The organism is Streptomyces sp. NPDC056160, from assembly GCF_042268205.1.
Classification (GTDB): domain Bacteria; phylum Actinomycetota; class Actinomycetes; order Streptomycetales; family Streptomycetaceae; genus Streptomyces.
This window is the reverse complement of record NZ_JBHJUW010000109.1, coordinates 1-16,988: the sequence shown is the minus strand read 5'-3', so window position 1 is coordinate 16,988 and position 16,988 is coordinate 1. Positions and strand designations below refer to the sequence as shown.

The 16,988-nt window shown below is 72.3% G+C and carries 18 protein-coding genes; 10 read left to right on the top strand and 8 right to left on the bottom strand.

What is annotated here, in order from left to right; translation table 11 throughout:
• The first annotated feature begins 115 nt into the window (after window positions 1-115).
• Both ACFC02_RS31015 and ACFC02_RS31010 read left to right on the top strand, forming a co-directional pair.
• Entirely contained in the window at window positions 116-901 is a 786-nt protein-coding gene (locus tag ACFC02_RS31015) for a nucleotidyltransferase domain-containing protein (protein ID WP_376364466.1), read from the top strand.
• A 177-nt stretch (window positions 902-1,078) separates the two neighbouring features.
• Complete coding sequence (locus ACFC02_RS31010; RefSeq protein WP_360962722.1) at window positions 1,079-1,264, top strand: hypothetical protein; 186 nt, start codon at window positions 1,079-1,081, stop codon at window positions 1,262-1,264.
• Between the two features lie 135 nt (window positions 1,265-1,399).
• Here the strand turns inward: ACFC02_RS31010 and ACFC02_RS31005 are convergent, their stop codons facing one another.
• Together ACFC02_RS31005 and ACFC02_RS31000 are read right to left on the bottom strand one after the other, a co-directional pair.
• Window positions 1,400-1,876, bottom strand: a complete 477-nt coding sequence (locus tag ACFC02_RS31005) for a hypothetical protein (RefSeq protein WP_376364462.1) — start codon at window positions 1,874-1,876, stop codon at window positions 1,400-1,402.
• Window positions 1,867-2,847: an ATP-binding protein gene (locus ACFC02_RS31000; protein ID WP_376364458.1), complete on the bottom strand. Its 981-nt coding sequence runs from the start codon at window positions 2,845-2,847 to the stop codon at window positions 1,867-1,869. The genes ACFC02_RS31005 and ACFC02_RS31000 overlap by 10 nt, the downstream gene beginning before the upstream one ends.
• A gap of 267 nt (window positions 2,848-3,114) precedes the next feature.
• Between ACFC02_RS31000 and ACFC02_RS30995 the strand changes: the two genes are divergently transcribed.
• Window positions 3,115-3,975 (top strand): helix-turn-helix transcriptional regulator, encoded by an 861-nt coding sequence (locus ACFC02_RS30995; protein ID WP_376364455.1) that lies wholly within the window; start codon window positions 3,115-3,117, stop codon window positions 3,973-3,975.
• A complete protein-coding gene (locus ACFC02_RS30990) occupies window positions 3,976-4,266 on the top strand; it encodes a DUF397 domain-containing protein (RefSeq protein WP_376364452.1) in 291 nt (96 codons plus the stop codon).
• 166 nt (window positions 4,267-4,432) lie between these two features.
• Here ACFC02_RS30990 and ACFC02_RS30985 read toward each other — a convergent pair whose 3' ends face one another.
• Both ACFC02_RS30985 and ACFC02_RS30980 read right to left on the bottom strand, forming a co-directional pair.
• Window positions 4,433-5,920 (bottom strand): glutamate synthase subunit beta, encoded by a 1,488-nt coding sequence (locus ACFC02_RS30985; protein ID WP_376364449.1) that lies wholly within the window; start codon window positions 5,918-5,920, stop codon window positions 4,433-4,435.
• A 189-nt stretch (window positions 5,921-6,109) separates the two neighbouring features.
• Complete coding sequence (locus ACFC02_RS30980) at window positions 6,110-6,838, bottom strand: DUF2293 domain-containing protein (protein WP_376364446.1); 729 nt, start codon at window positions 6,836-6,838, stop codon at window positions 6,110-6,112.
• A gap of 63 nt (window positions 6,839-6,901) precedes the next feature.
• Here ACFC02_RS30980 and ACFC02_RS30975 point away from each other — a divergent pair, with 63 nt between their 5' ends.
• Window positions 6,902-7,534, top strand: coding sequence for a uridine kinase (locus ACFC02_RS30975; protein ID WP_376364443.1), 633 nt, complete (start codon window positions 6,902-6,904; stop codon window positions 7,532-7,534).
• 161 nt (window positions 7,535-7,695) lie between these two features.
• Complete coding sequence (locus ACFC02_RS30970; protein ID WP_376364440.1) at window positions 7,696-8,490, top strand: methyltransferase domain-containing protein; 795 nt, start codon at window positions 7,696-7,698, stop codon at window positions 8,488-8,490.
• A gap of 183 nt (window positions 8,491-8,673) precedes the next feature.
• On the opposite strand, the gene ACFC02_RS30965 is transcribed toward ACFC02_RS30970, so the two are convergent.
• Together ACFC02_RS30965 and ACFC02_RS30960 are read right to left on the bottom strand one after the other, a co-directional pair.
• Window positions 8,674-9,567, bottom strand: a complete 894-nt coding sequence (locus ACFC02_RS30965) for a carbohydrate kinase family protein (RefSeq protein ID WP_376364506.1) — start codon at window positions 9,565-9,567, stop codon at window positions 8,674-8,676.
• 89 nt (window positions 9,568-9,656) lie between these two features.
• Window positions 9,657-10,562 carry a pseudouridine-5'-phosphate glycosidase gene (locus ACFC02_RS30960; RefSeq protein WP_376364437.1) on the bottom strand — a complete coding sequence of 302 codons (906 nt, stop codon included), beginning with the start codon at window positions 10,560-10,562 and terminating at the stop codon, window positions 9,657-9,659.
• Window positions 10,563-10,661: 99 nt separating this feature from the next.
• Between ACFC02_RS30960 and ACFC02_RS30955 the strand changes: the two genes are divergently transcribed.
• Complete coding sequence (locus tag ACFC02_RS30955; protein ID WP_376364434.1) at window positions 10,662-11,090, top strand: VOC family protein; 429 nt, start codon at window positions 10,662-10,664, stop codon at window positions 11,088-11,090.
• Window positions 11,091-11,117: 27 nt separating this feature from the next.
• Here ACFC02_RS30955 and ACFC02_RS30950 read toward each other — a convergent pair whose 3' ends face one another.
• A complete protein-coding gene (locus ACFC02_RS30950) occupies window positions 11,118-11,690 on the bottom strand; it encodes a methylated-DNA--[protein]-cysteine S-methyltransferase (protein WP_376364431.1) in 573 nt (190 codons plus the stop codon).
• Between the two features lie 89 nt (window positions 11,691-11,779).
• Window positions 11,780-12,652 (bottom strand): glycerophosphodiester phosphodiesterase, encoded by an 873-nt coding sequence (locus tag ACFC02_RS30945; protein WP_376364428.1) that lies wholly within the window; start codon window positions 12,650-12,652, stop codon window positions 11,780-11,782.
• Between the two features lie 292 nt (window positions 12,653-12,944).
• On the opposite strand from ACFC02_RS30945, the gene ACFC02_RS30940 reads away from it, so the two are divergent.
• The 3 genes from ACFC02_RS30940 (at window position 12,945) to ACFC02_RS30930 (ending at window position 16,786) form a co-directional block, all read left to right on the top strand.
• On the top strand, window positions 12,945-13,814 hold the full coding sequence (locus ACFC02_RS30940; protein ID WP_376364425.1) for an MHYT domain-containing protein: 870 nt from the start codon (window positions 12,945-12,947) through the stop codon (window positions 13,812-13,814).
• A gap of 40 nt (window positions 13,815-13,854) precedes the next feature.
• Window positions 13,855-16,002 carry an excinuclease ABC subunit UvrB gene (gene uvrB / locus ACFC02_RS30935; RefSeq protein WP_376364422.1) on the top strand — a complete coding sequence of 716 codons (2,148 nt, stop codon included), beginning with the start codon at window positions 13,855-13,857 and terminating at the stop codon, window positions 16,000-16,002.
• A 205-nt stretch (window positions 16,003-16,207) separates the two neighbouring features.
• Window positions 16,208-16,786, top strand: a complete 579-nt coding sequence (locus ACFC02_RS30930; protein WP_360962685.1) for a TerD family protein — start codon at window positions 16,208-16,210, stop codon at window positions 16,784-16,786.
• Window positions 16,787-16,988: the final 202 nt, after the last annotated feature.

Sequence of the window (16,988 nt, the reverse complement as noted above, 5' to 3'; positions counted from 1 at the left end):
GCGCGCCCGGGGGGTACGGCCGCATCCGAATTTCCCCGGGCCGCGAGAAGAGCGGGCGCCGGGGGAGCAAGCGGGAGCCGGGAATAGAGGACAGGGATCGGAGAACAAGGTGCACATGGAGCATTCGGACGAGGTCTTCCTCGACACCACCGCGGACCGCCTCGCCGCTCTCCCCGGTGTCCGGGCCGTGGCCCTCGGGGGTTCCCGCGCCCAGGGCACCCACCGGCCCGACAGCGACTGGGACCTCGCGGTCTACTACCGGGGGCGGTTCGACCCCGCCGACCTGCGGGCGGTCGGCTGGCCGGGCGAAGTGTCCGAGATCGGCGGCTGGGGCGGCGGTGTCTTCAACGGCGGCGCCTGGCTGACCGTCGACGGCCGCCACGTCGACGTCCACTACCGCGACCTGGACGTCGTGGAGCACGAGTGGGCCGAGGCCGAGGAGGGCCGGTTCCGGGTGGAGCCGCTGCTCTTCCACCTCGCCGGGATCCCGAGCTACCTCGTGGTGGCAGAGCTCGCGGTCAACCGGGTGCTGCGCGGCCGGGTGCGGCAGCCGAGGGCGTACCCGGAGAAGCTGCGCCGGACCGCGCCCGGACACTGGTACGGCCTGGCCGCCGCCACCCTCGCCTACGCGAAGGACGGACACGCGGCCACGGGCTCGCTCGTCCAGACCGCCGGTGCCGTCGCCCTCGCCGCGACGCAGACGGCGCACGCGGTGCTGGCCGCACGCGGGGAGTGGACCACCAACGACAAGGGGCTGGTCGCCCGCGCGGGTCTGAGCGACGTCGACGGCATCCTCGGCGGTCTGAGCGCGTCGCCCGCGGCGCTGACCCGGGCCGTCGCGGAGGCGCAGCGCGTCCTCGGTGGGGCGGTGGGCACCGTGCAGGAAGACACCGACGGGTGAACACGAACGGTGCGCGAGGTGGCGCGGAAGGTGATCGACTGCGCCGAAAGTGTGAGGTGAGACGCACTTCAGGCGTTGAACTCGTGTCGACTGCGTCTCAGTACCATCACTGCGCGAGCCGTTCGCCCCATGCTTGGCGTTTAACTCTACGAGTACAGCTTTACTGGGAGGTGCAGGGTGAACGGGCGAACGGTGCTCGAGCGCTTTCCCGCCGGTGGTCCGCGCGGATCGTGGCCGGCGGAGGAGTTCGCGTATGCGCGGCGTCTGGAGGGCCTGCCCGCCGAGGTCGTGATGGACCTCGCGACGGACACGTTCCTGGTGATCGTCCGGGGCGCAGAGGGCGGCGGTGACGTGACCGCCTGAGCCCGCGCGTGCGCCGTGGAGCGCGTGCCCTGAGTCCGGCGCGCACGCTGCGCGCGCCGCGCGCCTGTGGGGCGCGGGACGGTGGAGTCGCGCGGACGGCACGCGTGAAGGCTCCGGACGTGCGCCGGTGCGCGCTCAGGCGCTGACGGGGCGGGACCAGGCCGGAGTCGCGCCCGTCACCCGGCACAACGCCAGGTACAGCGGGATCGGCGGTGTGTAGGGGACCGGCCCGTCCGGGCGGTGGATGAGGGCCGGAGGCTGGTCACGGGCGGTGTCGGGAAGGACCGCGCCCGTCGCGTAGTGCGCGGGGGCGGGCCAGCGCAGTGCGTAGTCGGAGTCCGCCGGAACGATCCACCACCAGTGCGTCCCGTCGGCGTAGACGCAGCCCACACGCGGCAGCCGGGGCATCAGCTGGGAACCGAAACGGGCGGGCACCGCCACCGCGTCACAGCCCAGAGGGACGGTCGTGCCCTCGGGGAGGACCAGCCGCAGCGGCGCACCGGACCGGTCCGGGCCGTCGGGTGCGCCGGGCGTGCGCGCCGTGCGTCCCAGGCGTACGAGCGTGTCCAGGTCGAGTGCCTGACCGGAGCCGGAAGCGCCGCTCACAGCCATACGGCCCCCGTTCCATGAGGTTCCTGCGGTCGGGTTCCCTGCGGTGTGTGCGGGGAGTGGAGTGTCTGCGCGGCATGCGGCCCGTGCGGACCATGGGGTGCCTGAGGACCGTGCGACGGCTGGTGCGCGCTGTGGTTGTGGGGGTGGGGCACATGCGGGATGTGAGGTGACTGTGGCAGGCGGGGCGCATGTGTTCCTGTCCGCACCTCGTGCACCTCATGTACCGCCTGCGCCTCAGGCACGTCGTGCACCGGCACCTCCCGTGCCTCGCGGGGTGCGTGAGCCTGTCGCGCCTCGGAGACCTCGTGCGGCGCCTGAGCCTCCCGCGCCGCCCGTGGATCGTCCTCGCGGCCCGGGTGGCGGGCAGGCGCCGGCTTCGGGCGCGCCCCCCAGCCGAGGTCGTCCCGCACCACGTACGGGTCCGAGGCCGCGCCGGGTCCCGGCTCCGGGAACCCCTGCGTGCCGGGCGTGGCGGTGCCCGCGTCCGCCGGGTCGGCCGCGCGGGGCAGCTCGGCCCACACCACCAGCCCGGGGCCCTGTTCCTGCGCGCCCCAGGCGCGACACATCGCCTCGACGAGGAGCAGGCCCCTGCCGTGCTCCTCCTCCGGTCGCTGCGGCGACGGGTGTGGTTCACCCGGGGCGCAGCCCTCGTCACGCACGGATATGCGCACCAGGTCGTCACTGTCGAGCAGCTCGCAGACGATCTGGTTGCTCGCGGTGTGCACGATGGCGTTGGTGACCAGCTCGGAGACGACCAGGGCCGCGGTGTCGCAGGTGTCCTCGCACACCGACCAGCCGGTCAGTCGGCCTCTGGTCAGTCTTCTGGCCTGTGCGGGGGAACCCGGATGTGCGGCCAGTTCGAAACGGAACCGGCGCTCGGCAACGGCCCCGGTGGGGCCCGCTCCCGTGGCGGCGCCGGGGGCGAGGAGGCCCGCGGCGGCGTCTGTTCCTAAGGGCGGGGACGGAATCACGCTTGCCACTATCTCCCCGCCGTGAACACTTGGCAAGTGTCACTATGAAAAATGCAGAGTGCTGTGTGACGCGGTGAGGGGCCGTGGCACACTGCTCGCAACAGCATGTCGCGCGGCGCCAGTTGAGATCGGCCGAGGATCCGTCGGATCTTCGAATGAATCTTCGAATGGCGCCGCAGGCCTGTCGGGATTCTTCAGGGCTCCGCGGTTGCGCCGCCGCCCCGCGGACCCGTCGGCACCCTTGGGCGTCTCTGGTGGAGGTGGAGTGTGAGCGAACCGCGGTCCGCGCCGACCGTCGGGCAGGTCGTGCTCGGCCGACGCCTGCTCGACCTGCGGGAACGTGCGGGACTCAAGCGCGAGGAAGCGGCCCGCATCCTCCGCGTGGCCCCCGCCACCGTCCGCAGGATGGAGATGGCCGAGGTCGCCCTCAAGATCCCGTACCTGCAACTGCTGTTGAAGGCGTACGGCATCCCGGACGACGAGGCCGAGGCCTTCGTGCAACTGGCCGAGGACGCCAACCGGCCCGGCTGGTGGCAGCGGTTCCACGACATCCTGCCGGGCTGGTTCTCGATGTACGTCAGCCTGGAGGGCGCCGCCGCGCTGATCCGCTCCTACGAGCCCCACTTCGTACCCGGACTCCTGCAGACCGAGGACTACGCGCGCGGAGTGCTCACCTCGGGCGCCATAGGACAGACCAGCCCCGAGGACATCGAGCGCCACGTCGCGCTCCGCATGCAACGCCAGGATCTGCTCACCCGTCCCGACGCGCCCCGGTTCTGGGTCGTGCTGGACGAGACGGCGCTGCGCCGCCCGGTCGGCGGTCCGCAGGTGATGCGTGCCCAGCTCGACAGATTGCTCGACGCCACGAAGCTGCCCAACGTGACGCTGCAGGTCGCCCCGTTCTCCTCGGGGCCGCACCCCGGCACCTACGGGCCCTTCGTGCTGTTCCGGTTCGCCATGCCCGAACTGCCGGACATGGTCTACAGCGAGTACCTGACCGGCGCCGTCTACCTGGACGCGCGCAGCGAGGTGGCGACCCACCTGGAGGTCATGGACCGCATGGCGGCGCAGGCCGCCACAGCACATCGCACGAAGGAGATCCTCCGGGATCTCCGCAAGGAGTTGTGAATGGATCACATCACGTCCCAGCCCGCTTCGAGCCGTCGCGGCCGACGGATCCGCGGCGAGCGGATCTACAACGGCATGCCCGCCAGAGAGCTGGGCAGCGAGGGCTGGCACAAGCCGTGGAGCGGCGGCAACGGAGGCAACTGCCTGGAGGCGATGAAGCTGTCCGACGGCCGGATCGCGGTGCGTCAGTCGACCGACCCGGACGGCCCTGCCCTCATCTACACCACCGACGAGATGACCGCCTTCATCGAGGGCGCCAAGGCGGGGGAGGCCGACTTCCTGCTCTCCTGACCGGCGTCCGCCCGACCGGCCTTCGCTGTTTTTCTTGCTCAACTTATTAATTTTGGTACAAACTTGACCGTTTCAGACTGCGACGACTTTGACAGCTTCGGCGGCTTCGGCGGCTTCGGCGGCTTTCTACGGCTTCTGCCATCTCGACTTCTGCGACCTCGACTCCCTACACCGCCATCGGACGGTCGTACGGCCCGATCGGCGCGGGCAGCCGTGAACTGCCCGTCAGGTAGCGGTCGACCGCCGCCGCCACCGCCCGCCCCTCCGCGACAGCCCACACGATCAGCGACTGCCCGCGCGCCGCGTCCCCGGCCGCGAACACACCGGGGACATCGGTCGCGAAGTCGGGGCCCCGTACGAGCGTGCCGCGGGGGGCGAGTTCGAGCCCCAGCTCGTCGATGAGGCCGTCCGCCCGGTCGGGGCCGGAGAAACCGAGCGCCAGCAGCACGAGATCGGCGGGCAGGCTCCGCCCGGTGCCCGGCAACGGACGGCGGCGCTCGTCCACTTCGGTCAGGTGCAGCTCACGCACGTGCCCCTGCTCGTCGCCGGTGAAGCGGAGCGTCGACGCCGCGAACAGGCGCGCGTCGGCGTCCGCGGCGGGCGCCGTCCGCAGGGTCCCGGCCTCCTCGTGCGCGGCCGAGAGCCGGTACACCTTCGGGTACGTCGGCCACGGCTCGCGGTCCTCGTCGCGCTCCGCGCCCGGCTGGGCGTAGATGTCCAGCTGGGTGACGGAGGCGGCGCCCTCCCGCACCGCCGTGCCCAGGCAGTCGGCGCCCGTGTCGCCCCCGCCCACGATGACCACATGGCAGCCCTCGGCGGACATCGGGGAGACCTCCAGGTCGCCCTCGCACACCCGGTTGGCCAGCGGCAGGTACTCCATCGCCTGTTGCACCCCGGTCAACGCGCGTCCCGGTACGTCGAGTTCACGCCAGGCCGTGGCTCCCGTGGCGATCACCACCGCGTCGTAGCGCGCACGCAGCCGCGCCGCCCCCACGTCCCGCCCCACCGCCGTGGACGTGCGGAACCTGGTCCCCTCGGCCCGCATCTGCTCCAGCCGGCGCTCCAGATGACGCTTCTCCATCTTGAACGCCGGGATGCCGTACCGCATCAGACCGCCGAGCCGGTCGTCCTTCTCGTACACGGCGACCGTGTGCCCGGCGCGGGTCAGCTGCTGGGCCGCGGCGAGTCCGGCCGGTCCCGAGCCGATCACCGCCACGGTGCGCCCCGACAGCCGGTCCGGCGGGCGCGGCGGGGTGAAACCTTCCTCCCAGGCGCGGTCGGCGATGGCGCACTCGACGTTCTTGATGGTGACGGCCGGCTGGTTGATCGCGAGTACGCACCCCGCCTCGCAGGGCGCCGGACACAACCGCCCCGTGAACTCGGGAAAGTTGTTGGTGGCGTGCAGCCGGTCGCTCGCCGCCCGCCAGTCCGCTCGGGCGACCAGGTCGTTCCACTCGGGGATCAGATTGCCCAGCGGGCAGGCGTCATGGCAGAACGGGACTCCGCAGTCCATGCACCGGTCGGCCTGCGGGCCGATGATCGGCAGCAGCGCGCCCGGAACGTAGACCTCGTCCCAGTCGCCGACCCGTTCCCGGACCGGCCTGCGGGGCCACTCCCGGCGGGGCGTGTTCATGAATCCCTTGGGATCGGCCATGGCCGTCCCCCTAGTGATCGGGCGGCACTCATCCGGCCACGGGCGGCACTCTCCCGGCCACGATACGTCGCCCCGGCCCCCCGCGCAGAGTGCGCGACAGCACCGGCCTCGGCCGCAGCGCCGTTCCCGGCCGAGCCTGCCCACCGGGGAGACCCGCTCCGCCTCCTCGTCGTGAGGCAGCCCCGCCCTTCAGGCCGCGCGGGGCGTCCCTGCCTCCTCGTTCCGCCACGTCCGCAGCACCGACTCCACGGCGTTCGCCGTCCGCCGCCGCGCCTCGGGTCGTGCCACCTTGTCCATCAGCAGCCGGTCGTACGGCGTGTCCAGATGCCGTACCGACGCCCGCACCGCGCAGACCACCGCGCCCTCGGACAGCGCCCGCCCTGCCGCGCTGCGCCCGACCCGTCCGCTGCCCCGCGCCGAAGCGTGCGCAGCGACGGCCCGGGCCCGCTCGGCAGGACACCCGGGAAACAGCCGCCGGATCTCCGCCGCGAACGCCTCCGTGAACCGAACGTCCTCCGCCGCCCTGCGCCGCGCGTCCCTGGCCCGCCGCCGACGCCGCGCCTCGGCGTCCGCCAGACACCGCTCCTCGGCCCGGGAGAGAGCCACCTCCTCCACGAGGACTCCCTGCCGCTCGTACCGGCCGCGGCGCCGGTCGAAGCGCACCACCACCGCCGACAGCGTGCTCTCCTCGCGCGACCGGCGCGTCAGCGCCGTGTCACCGCGTGGCAGGAACACCAGGTGACCGAGGTCGGCGCAGTCCAGACAGCGTGGCCGACCCTCCTCCAGGACGAGCAGGGACAGCGGCCCGCGGCGGCAGGCGGCGCAGTGCTTCCTGCGCACGGGCTGGACGACGACCAGTCCCTGCCGAGGCGGGGCCGGCGACGAAGACGGGGAGGGACCGGGCGGCAGCGGGGGCATGGAAGGTTCATTCCCGTACCGGCCCCCGGCCACCCGCCCGTCCGCCTGGCGCATCATGACCCTGTGCGACTCGAAGCGATCACCTGGGAACGGCTCGGCGACCTCCTGGCCGAACGACTGCTCGCCCTGGAACCCGGCGACGGCGGCGCCTGGCCACGCGTCGCCTTCGACGGCGCTCCCGCGGCCCGCCCGGGCGACCTGGCCGAACGCGTCGGCGAGGCGCTGCGCGTGCGGGGCAGGCCGTCACTGGTCGTCGGTACCGAGGGCTTCCTCCGCCCGGCCTCCCTCCGGTTCGAACACGGCCACCGGGACGTGGAGTCGTACTACGACGGCTGGCTGGACACGAGCGCTCTCTGGCGCGAGGTGTTCGGTCCGCTCGAACCCGGCGGGGACGGCCGGATCCTGCCCGATCTGTGGAACCCGGGCACCGACCGGGCCACCCGCAGCCCCCGTGTCCCGCTTCCGCCCCGCGGCCTGCTGTTGCTGCACGGCCCCCTGCTGCTGCGGCACTGGTTCCCGTTCGACCTGAGCGTCCATGTCCTCCTCTCCCCGGCCGCCCTGCGCCGCCGCACCCCGGAGGCGGACCACTGGACGCTGCCCGCCTTCGAGCGCTACGAGGCGGAGAGCGGCCCGGCGGCCACGGCGGACGTGCTGGTCCGCGCCGACGACCCGCGCCGTCCGGCCTGGAACGGCTGACGTCGTCTGCCCCTGCTTCGCCCGCTCCCTTTCCTCTTCCTCCGGCTTCCTCGGGCTGCCTCCGGCCTCCTCCGGCTTCCTCGGGCTGCCTCCGGCCTCCTCCGGCCCCTCGTCGGGCGTCGCCGCCGTGCGTCCGGCGGCGTAGCGGCATGATCGGGGGTATGACACAGGGCGACGGATATCTCCTCGACAACCGGCAGACCGAGGCGGGGGAGCGTTTCGACGCCTTCGCCCACCTCTTCGACCCCACGACCTTCCGGCACCTGGACGCGCTCGGCGTGGACCGCGGGTGGCGGTGCTGGGAAGTCGGGGCGGGTGGGACGTCCGTCGTCTCCTGGCTGGCCGGCCGGGTCGGCGCCACCGGGCGGGTCGTGGCGACGGACATCGACACCACTCGGCTCGCCACGGCCGGCCGGGGACCGGTCGAGGTGCGGGTGCACGACGTCGGAGCCGAGGAACCGCCGGGGGAGGGCTTCGACCTGGTGCACGCCAGGCTCGTCCTGGTCCACGTGCCCGACCGGGCAAAGGCGCTGCGGTCCATGGTCGCGGCCCTGCGCCCCGGCGGGCTGCTGCTGCTGGAGGATGCCGACCCCGCGTTGCAGCCGCTGCTCTGCCCGGACGAGTACAGCCCCGCCGAGGAACTGGCGAACCGGCTGCGACGCGGGTTCCGTCGGCTGCTCGCCGACCGGGGGGCCGATCTGTCGTACGGGCGTACGATCCCGCGTCTGCTGCGCGAGGCCGGGCTGCGCCACGTCGAGGCCGACGCCTACTTCCCGGTCGCCTCGGAGGCCTGCGCCGCTCTGGAGTCCGCCACGGTCCGGCAGATCCGTGGCCGGCTCGTCGCCGCCGGGCTGGCCACCGACGACGAGATCGACCGGCACCTGGCCAACGTGGCCACCGGCACCATGGACCTGGCCACGGCCCCGATGTTCTCGGCCTGGGGACACAAGGAGTAGTCCCGGGGGCGGCCCCGCCCAGGCGCCTCGCAAGGAAACCGCCGCAAGAGGACCGCCCTGAGGAGACGGCCTCAGGGACGCCGCCTCAGCGGCGGCGCCCCTGAAGCGCCGCCTCAGGGGCGCCGCCCCTGAAGCACCGCCCCTGAAGCACCGCCTCAGGGGCGCCGCCTCAAGAGGACTGTCTCAGGGAGAGCACCGCAGAGGTCTCCCGCCCACGTGCGTCACCGCCACCGCTCCCGCGCGGCAGCCGTCCGCCGCGGCGGCCTCGGCCCCGGCGCCGGTGAGCAGCGCGGCGAGGAACGCGCCGGTGAACGCGTCGCCGGCTCCCGTGGTGTCGACAGGCGCCGCGGGCCGGGCCCGCACGCGGGCGCACACGGCGCCCGAACGGGCCACCAGTGCCCCGTTCCGGCCGAGCTTGGCCACCACCAGCGCGAACTGCCGGCTCAACTTCGCCGCGGCGTCCGCCGGATCGGGCAACCCCGTCAGCAGGCACGCCTCGTCGCGGCTGGGCAGCAGGACGTCCACCCCTTCGGCGAGCGCAAGGAACCGGTCCACGCCCAGCACCGCGAGGAAACCCGCCGAGGCCGGGTCCAGGCTCACCGGCACACCACGCGCGCGTGCCGCCGCGACGGCCACCGCCACGAACGCCCGCCCCACCCCGGAGAACAGCAGGTAGCCCGACAGGTGCAGCCGGGTCACTCCGTCGAGCAGCCGGTCCGACCAGTCCCCGGGCGCCAGCCGCAGCGACGCCCCGCTGTCCGTGAGGAACGTACGCTCGGCCGCTGCCGCCTCGTCGACCAGGCAGACCACCGTGCCGGTCGGCGCGTCGGGGTCCACGACCAGCCGGGGGCGCACTCCCGAAGCGGTCAGCTCCCGCTCGTGCCATGCGGCGGTGTCCGCCCCCACCCGCCCGAGCAACCGCACCTCCGGGCACCCCTGGTGGGCCGCCCAGCAGGCCACGTTCGCCCCCGCGCCACCCGGCACCAGCCGGATCGCCGCGGCCGTGTCGGTGCCCGCGGCGAGCGGCCCCCGGTGCCGTGCGACGACGTCCGTCACCACGTCCCCGGCCACCAGCAACGCACCGCCCGCGCCGCTCCCGGCCTCGCGAAGGCCGTCCCCCGCCCCCCGCTCCGTGTCCTCGTCCGCCGTCGCCGCCCGCTCCGTCGTCACCCCCGGGTCCAGGCGGCGGCGATGCGTCCGGCCAGCCGGACGTTGCCGCGCACGGCCGCGAGGTTGGCCCGGAGCGAGGCGCCGTCCGTGTGCCGTACGAGGAATTCGAGCAGGAACGGTGTGACCGCCTGCCCCGTGACGCCCTCCTCCTCGCAGGCGCTCAGCGCGTCGGCGAGCACGCGCGCGTGCAGCGCGGGGTCCAGCTGTTCCTCGCGGGGGACCGGGTTGGCGACGACCAGCGCGGACTCGGGCGCCCGCAGCACGTTCTGCGCCCGCATGACCTCGGCCACCTCCTCGGGCGTGCGCAGGGTCCAGTCCACCGGATGTCCCGAGTCGGACAGGTAGAAGCCGGGGAAGCGATCGGTGCCGTAGCCCGCCACGGAGACGCCCAGGGTCTCCAGGCGCTGCAGCGTCGCCGGGACGTCCAGGATCGACTTCACCCCGGCGCACACGACGGTGATCCGGGTGCGTGCGAGCAGACCCAGGTCGGCGGACTCGTCCTGCGTCACCGTCCACTGCCGGTGCACACCGCCGAGACCACCCGTCGCGAAGACGCGGACACCCGCCAGCGCGGCCAGCAGCGCGGTCGCCGAGACCGTGGTCGCCCCGCTCGCCCCCGCGGCCACGGCCAGGGGCAGGTCGCGGTGGCCCAGCTTCCGCATCCCCTCCTCGTTCGCGACCCGCTCCAGCTGTTCCTTGTCCAGGCCGACATGGGGCCGCCCGTCCAGCACGGCGATCGTCGCCGGTACGGCCCCCTCCTGCCGCACCACCTCCTCCAGCTCCAGCGCCACCTGGAGATTGCGCGGGCGGGGCAGCCCGTGGGCGATGATCGTCGACTCCAGGGCCACCACGGGGCGCCGCCCGGCGAGCGCCTCCCGTACCTCTTCGGACACCACCAGCACGTGCCTGCCTCCCGTCTGCCGCTCTCCCCTCATCTCTGGCGGGCCCCGGCCCCGGTCAAACCCTTGCGGCCGGAACCGCGCGGCACCAGCCTGGGACCCATGACGGACAACACCACACGTCTCGACCACGTCGTCCTCTGGGTGCGCGACCCGCTCGCGGCGGCCGACTTCTACGAGAAGGCGGTCGGTCTGGAGCCGCTGCGCGTCGCGGAGTTCACCGCGGGCGAGGTGTCCTTCCCCTCCGTACGCCTCAACGAGGAGACGATCTTCGACCTCGCGCCGCTGGACCTCATCCCCGGCATGAACATGCTTCCCGGCGCGGCCGGCAGCGCGGGCCACCCCGTGAACCACGTCTGCCTGTCCCTGCCCGCCGACGCCTTCGACGCCCTGCGCACCCGCCTGGAGGAGGGCGACGTACCGGTGTCGGGCATCTCCCACGACTCCTACGGCGCCCGCGGAAAGGCGCCGCGCAGCTTCTACTTCCGTGACCCGGACGGCAACGTCTTCGAGGCCAGGCACTACGACTGAGCCCACCGGGGCCCTGCCCGGACCGCCTCAGAACAGCGGCTCGGGCAGCACGCCCTCCAGCGCGAGCAGCGCACGCTTGGTCTCCAGGCCGCCGCCGAAGCCGCCTATACCTCCGTCTCTCTCGACGACCCGGTGACACGGCACCACGACCGGCAGCGGGTTGGAGCCCATCGCGACGCCCACCGCCTGGGCCGCGCCGGGCTGGCCGACCCGCCCGGCCAGCTCGCCGTACCCGACGACCGTCCCGTACGGCACACCCGCCGCCAGTGCGCGCAGTGCCTGCCCGTTGAAGCCGGTGTTCCCGGAGAGCATGGACCAGTCCAGGGGTAGTTCGAAGTCCCGCCGCTCGCCCGCGAAGTAGGCGTCCAGCTGGCGTATCGCCTCGGCGAGCAGCGGGGAACCGGGCGCCTCGACGGGCGCGGTGCCCAGCCGTGACGCGAGCCGGGCCAGGGCCCGGTCGCGGACCGCGTCCGTGGCGTGGAACACGACGTTGACCAGGCCGTCGCCGGTCGCCGCCAGCAGCAGGGGGCCGATGCCGCTGGTGACCACGGCCCACACGACCTGCTGTCCCCTGCGCTCGTCCTGCTCGTGGTTGTCCATGCCGACCACCGTAGGACCCGCCACTGACAACGCCCGCCGACCTGCGCGTTCGTCCCTCACGACGGATTTCGCGAGGGGCCGGCAGCGGCTCAGGGGGCGTCCAGGGCGGCGCGCACCACGTCCGGCCTGTCGGAGATGATGCCGTCGACGCCGTAACCGGAGACGGTCCGGGCGCGGGGAGCGTCGTCGACCGTCCAGGTGAACACCCGCAGCGGGCTGCCGTGCGGCCCGGGGACCGCGTGGACGCGGGACACGTACTCCGTGGTCAGGGTGGTCCAGGAGGGGTTGATCAGGTCGGCGAACCCCGCGTACCGGCGCAGGTCCGCCGTCGCGGGCCGGCCGAGGAAGGCGGTTGTGACGGCCGGGTCCAGTCGGTGCACGGTGCGCACGCTGTCGGCGCTGAAGCTCTGCACGATCAGCCGGTCCGTCAGATGCCGGCGGTCGAGCCACCCCTCGTGGCCGAGCAGCTTCAGGATCTGGCGCTCGACGCCGGGGTACAGCTCCGGGTTCTTGACCTCGAGGAGCAGCTTCTCGTGGCGCTGCTCGACCCTGCGCATGTACTGCTTCAGCGTCGGCACGCGCGTGCCCGCGTACGCGGGGGAGAACCAGCTGCCCGCGTCCAGTCGGGAGATCTCGGCGGCGGTGAAGTCCTTCACCTTCCACGGCGCCCGGCCCGGGAAGACCTGCTCGACGTTCGTGGTGCGCCGGAGACTGTCGTCGTGGAGGACCACGAGTTCGCCGTCCCTGGTGCGCTGTACGTCGTTCTCCACCCAGCGGCAACCGAGCGCGGCCGCCTTGTCGACGGAGGGCAGCGTGTTCTCCGGGGCGTAGGCGGCCGCGCCCCGGTGGCCGACGATCAGCGGCCGCTCATGGCCGCCGGCCGCCAGGACCTCGGCGGTGGGCGACAACACCATGGCTCCCAGCAGGACGGTGGTCGCGGCGGCGACTGCGCGCGCGTACATGCGGACTCCTCACATCACATTATGACGGACAGTGTAAGAGTGACAGCGGAAAGTCACCATCAGGGAATGTCGACGACTCGTCACGCGATCGAGGGAGGGACAGGGGAGTCGCCGAGGCGCACTCACCGGTGGCGCACATCTGGGGAAGGGTCGTGCTTCTTTGCCGGAAAATCGTTCGGTCATTCCGGCGGCAGTCATACTCTCTGCGTCAACCCTGGCCGCGGGGGCGGTCATGGGACGGGGGCGACTTCACTACATTCCGGGACTCAACAGGGCGGAAGGGCAACCGCGCATGCACGGCACGGTCGACGGATTCAGCTACGGGATCGTCACCCCTCTGGTGGCCTATCTCATGGCCTGCCTGGGCGGGGCGCTCGGCCTGCGCTGCACCACTCGCGCCCTGCTCGTCGCCCACTCCTGGCGCCCCGGCTGGCTCGCCCTCGGCTCGGCGGCCATCGGCTCGGGCATCTGGACCATGCACTTCGTGGCGATGATGGGATTCACCGTCCACGGGGCGCCGATCCACTACGACAGGCCGACGACGTACGCGAGCCTCGCCCTCGCCATCGTCATGGTGGGCGTCGGGATCTTCATCGTCGGCTACAAGGGCGCGACCGGCTCGGCGCTGTTCACCGGAGGCACGGTCACCGGCCTGGGCGTCGCCTCCATGCACTACCTGGGCATGGCCGGGATGCAGTTCGACGGCACCTTTGAGTACAACACCCTCACCGTCGCCGCCTCGGTCGTCATAGCGGTCGTCGCGGCGACCGCTGCCCTGTGGGCGGCCGGGCGGGTCAGGGGATTCCTCTGGAGCGTCGGCGCGAGCCTCGTCATGGGCCTCGCCGTCAGCGGCATGCACTACACCGGCATGGCCGCGCTCAGCGTGCACCTGCACGGCACGGGTGGCGACCCGGTCCCCGGCGAGTCGCCGGCCTCCCTGCTCGCCCCCATGCTGATCGGCCCGCTCGCCTTCCTGCTCCTGGCCGGGATCGTCGTGATGCGCGATCCGCTGATGATCATGGGCAGGACGGACTGGGTGCCCGTCGAGCACAAGCCGGGCGTCCCGGCCCGCGAACTCGTCGGCCACACGGTCCGGCACCCCGCCGCCGACGCCCGCCGCGTCCCGGCCGGGCGCCCCGCGCGCACCCCGCAGAACCGCTGATCCCGTCCCGTTGTCAGTGGCGGGTCGTACGGTGGATGACATGCGGCCCGTTTCCCAGATCGAACGCACGGTGGCGCCCTTCGAGGTCGTCAGCCCCTACCAGCCCAGCGGCGACCAGCCGCAGGCCATCGCCGAGCTAGCCCGGCGCGTCGAGGCGGGCGAGGAGGACGTCGTCCTGCTCGGCGCCACCGGCACCGGCAAGTCCGCCACCACCGCCTGGATGATCGAGAAGCTCCAGCGCCCGACGCTCGTGATGGCCCCCAACAAGACGCTGGCCGCGCAGCTGGCGAACGAGTTCCGCGAGCTGCTCCCCAACAACGCCGTCGAATACTTCGTCTCGTACTACGACTACTACCAGCCCGAGGCCTATGTCCCGCAGTCGGACACCTACATCGAGAAGGACTCCTCGATCAACGAGGAGGTGGAGCGGCTGCGGCACTCCGCGACCAACTCGCTGCTCACCCGCCGCGACGTCGTCGTGGTCGCCTCCGTCTCCTGCATCTACGGCCTCGGCACGCCCCAGGAGTACGTCGACCGCATGGTCCCCCTCAAGGTCGGCGAGGAGATGGACCGCGACGAGATGCTGCGCCGCTTCGTCGACATCCAGTACACCCGCAACGACATGGCCTTCACCCGGGGCACCTTCCGGGTCCGCGGCGACACCATCGAGATCTTCCCGGTCTACGAGGAGCTGGCCGTCCGCATCGAGATGTTCGGCGACGAGATCGAGGCGCTGTCCACCCTGCACCCGCTCACCGGCGAGATCATCAGCGACGACCAGCAGCTCTACGTCTTCCCCGCCTCGCACTACGTCGCCGGACCCGAGCGCATGGAGCGCGCCGTCCGGGGCATCGAGGAGGAACTCAAGGAGCGCCTGTCCGAGCTGGAGAAGCAGGGCAAGCTGCTGGAGGCGCAGCGGCTGCGGATGCGCACCACCTACGACATCGAGATGCTCCGCCAGATCGGCACCTGCTCCGGTGTGGAGAACTACTCGATGCACTTCGACGACCGCGCGCCGGGCACCCCGCCCAACACCCTGCTGGACTACTTCCCCGACGACTTCCTCCTCGTCATCGACGAGTCGCACGTGACCGTGCCCCAGATCGGCGCGATGTACGAGGGCGACGCCTCCCGCAAGCGGACCCTGGTCGAGCACGGCTTCCGGCTGCCCTCCGCCCTGGACAACCGCCCGCTGAAGTGGGAGGAGTTCCAGGAACGCATCGGCCAGACGGTCTACCTGTCGGCGACCCCCGGGCAGTACGAGCTGTCACGCTCGGACGGCCAGGTCGAGCAGATCATCCGCCCCACCGGCCTCGTCGACCCGGAGGTCGTCGTCAAGCCCACCGAGGGCCAGATCGACGACCTGGTGCACGAGATCCGCAAGCGCACCGAGAAGAACGAGCGCGTCCTGGTCACCACCCTCACCAAGAAGATGGCCGAGGACCTCACGGACTACTTCCTGGAACTGGGCATCCAGGTGCGCTACCTGCACAGCGACGTCGACACCCTGCGCCGCATCGAGCTGCTGCGCGAGCTGCGCTCCGGGGAGTACGACGTCCTGGTCGGCATCAACCTGCTGCGCGAGGGCCTGGACCTGCCCGAGGTCTCCCTGGTGGCGATCCTCGACGCCGACAAGGAGGGGTTCCTGCGCTCCGGCACCTCGCTCATCCAGACCATCGGCCGCGCGGCGCGCAACGTCTCCGGCCAGGTCCACATGTACGCCGACAAGATCACCCCGGCGATGGAGAAGGCCATCGACGAGACCAACCGCCGCCGGGAGAAGCAGATCGCCTACAACAAGGCCAACGGCATCGACCCCCAGCCGCTGCGCAAGAAGATCAACGACATCGTCGCGCAGATCGCCCGCGAGGAGGTCGACACCGAGCAGCTGCTCGGCACCGGCTATCGCAAGGGCAAGGACGGCAAGGGCGCCAAGGCCCCCGTCCCGGCGCTCGGCGACCAGGCAGCCAAGGGCGCCAAGGCGGGCAAGTCCGCCAAGGGCAAGGCGAAGGAGACGGTGCCCACCGACCGTCCCGCGGCCCAGCTCGCCGAACAGATCGAGCAGATGACCGACCGGATGCGCGCCGCCGCCGCCGAGCTGCAGTTCGAGGTGGCGGCCCGGCTGCGCGACGAGGTCTCCGAGATGAAGAAGGAACTGCGTCAGATGCGCGAGGCCGGTCTGGCCTGATCCCAGGGGCGGGCGGTCGCCCGAGGGAGCCGAGGGAAGGCGGATGCCTACAGGGAGCGCCTGGGGGCATCCGCGTGCGCGCTGTGTTGCAAGACCGACACAAAGTACGGACCGGCGTGCGGTGATGTCAGCGTCTCTGCGTAGGGTTCTGATCAACCGCGCGAATCCGCGGCAACAGGGGAGCAGTCCGAGAGGGGAAGCAGCCGTGACCGTCAACTTGACCAAGGGTCAGGCCATCAGTCTGCAGAAGAACGACGGGGGCAGCCTGAGCGCGGTCCGTATGGGGCTCGGCTGGCAGGCGGCTCCCCGCCGCGGCCTGTTCGGATCCCGTACGCGCGAGATCGACCTCGACGCCTCCGCCGTGCTCTTCGCCGACAAGCAGCCGGTCGACGTCGTCTTCTTCCGCCACCTGGTGAGCGACGACGGTTCAGTGCGCCACACCGGCGACAACCTCGTCGGCGGCGTCGGCCAGGGCGGCGACGACGAGGCGATCCTCGTCGACCTGCAGCGCGTCCCGGTCCACATCGACCAGATCATCTTCACCGTGAACTCCTTCACGGGCCAGACCTTCCAGGAAGTGCAGAACGCCTTCTGCCGCCTGGTGGACGAGACCAACGGCCAGGAACTGGCCCGCTACACCCTCGCGGGCGGCGGCAACTACACCGCCCAGATCATGGCGAAGGTGCACCGGGCGGGCACCGGCTGGACGATGACGGCCCTCGGCGTCCCGGCCAACGGCCGTACGTTCCAGGACCTGATGCCGGCGCTCCTGCCGCACCTGTAGGTCGGCAGGGCGAGCGTCGGCACGAGCGGGGCACGGCACAGGGGGGAAGGCGATGACGGCCGAGCTGGTGCGGGGGCAGAACCACCCGCTCTCCGAGACCCGCCTGGAGATCAGGGTCTCGGCCGGAACGCCGGTGGTGGCGCTGGTCACCGCGGGCGACGAGAACGGCACGGTCCACGGGGGCGCCGGGGTGGCCCACCCC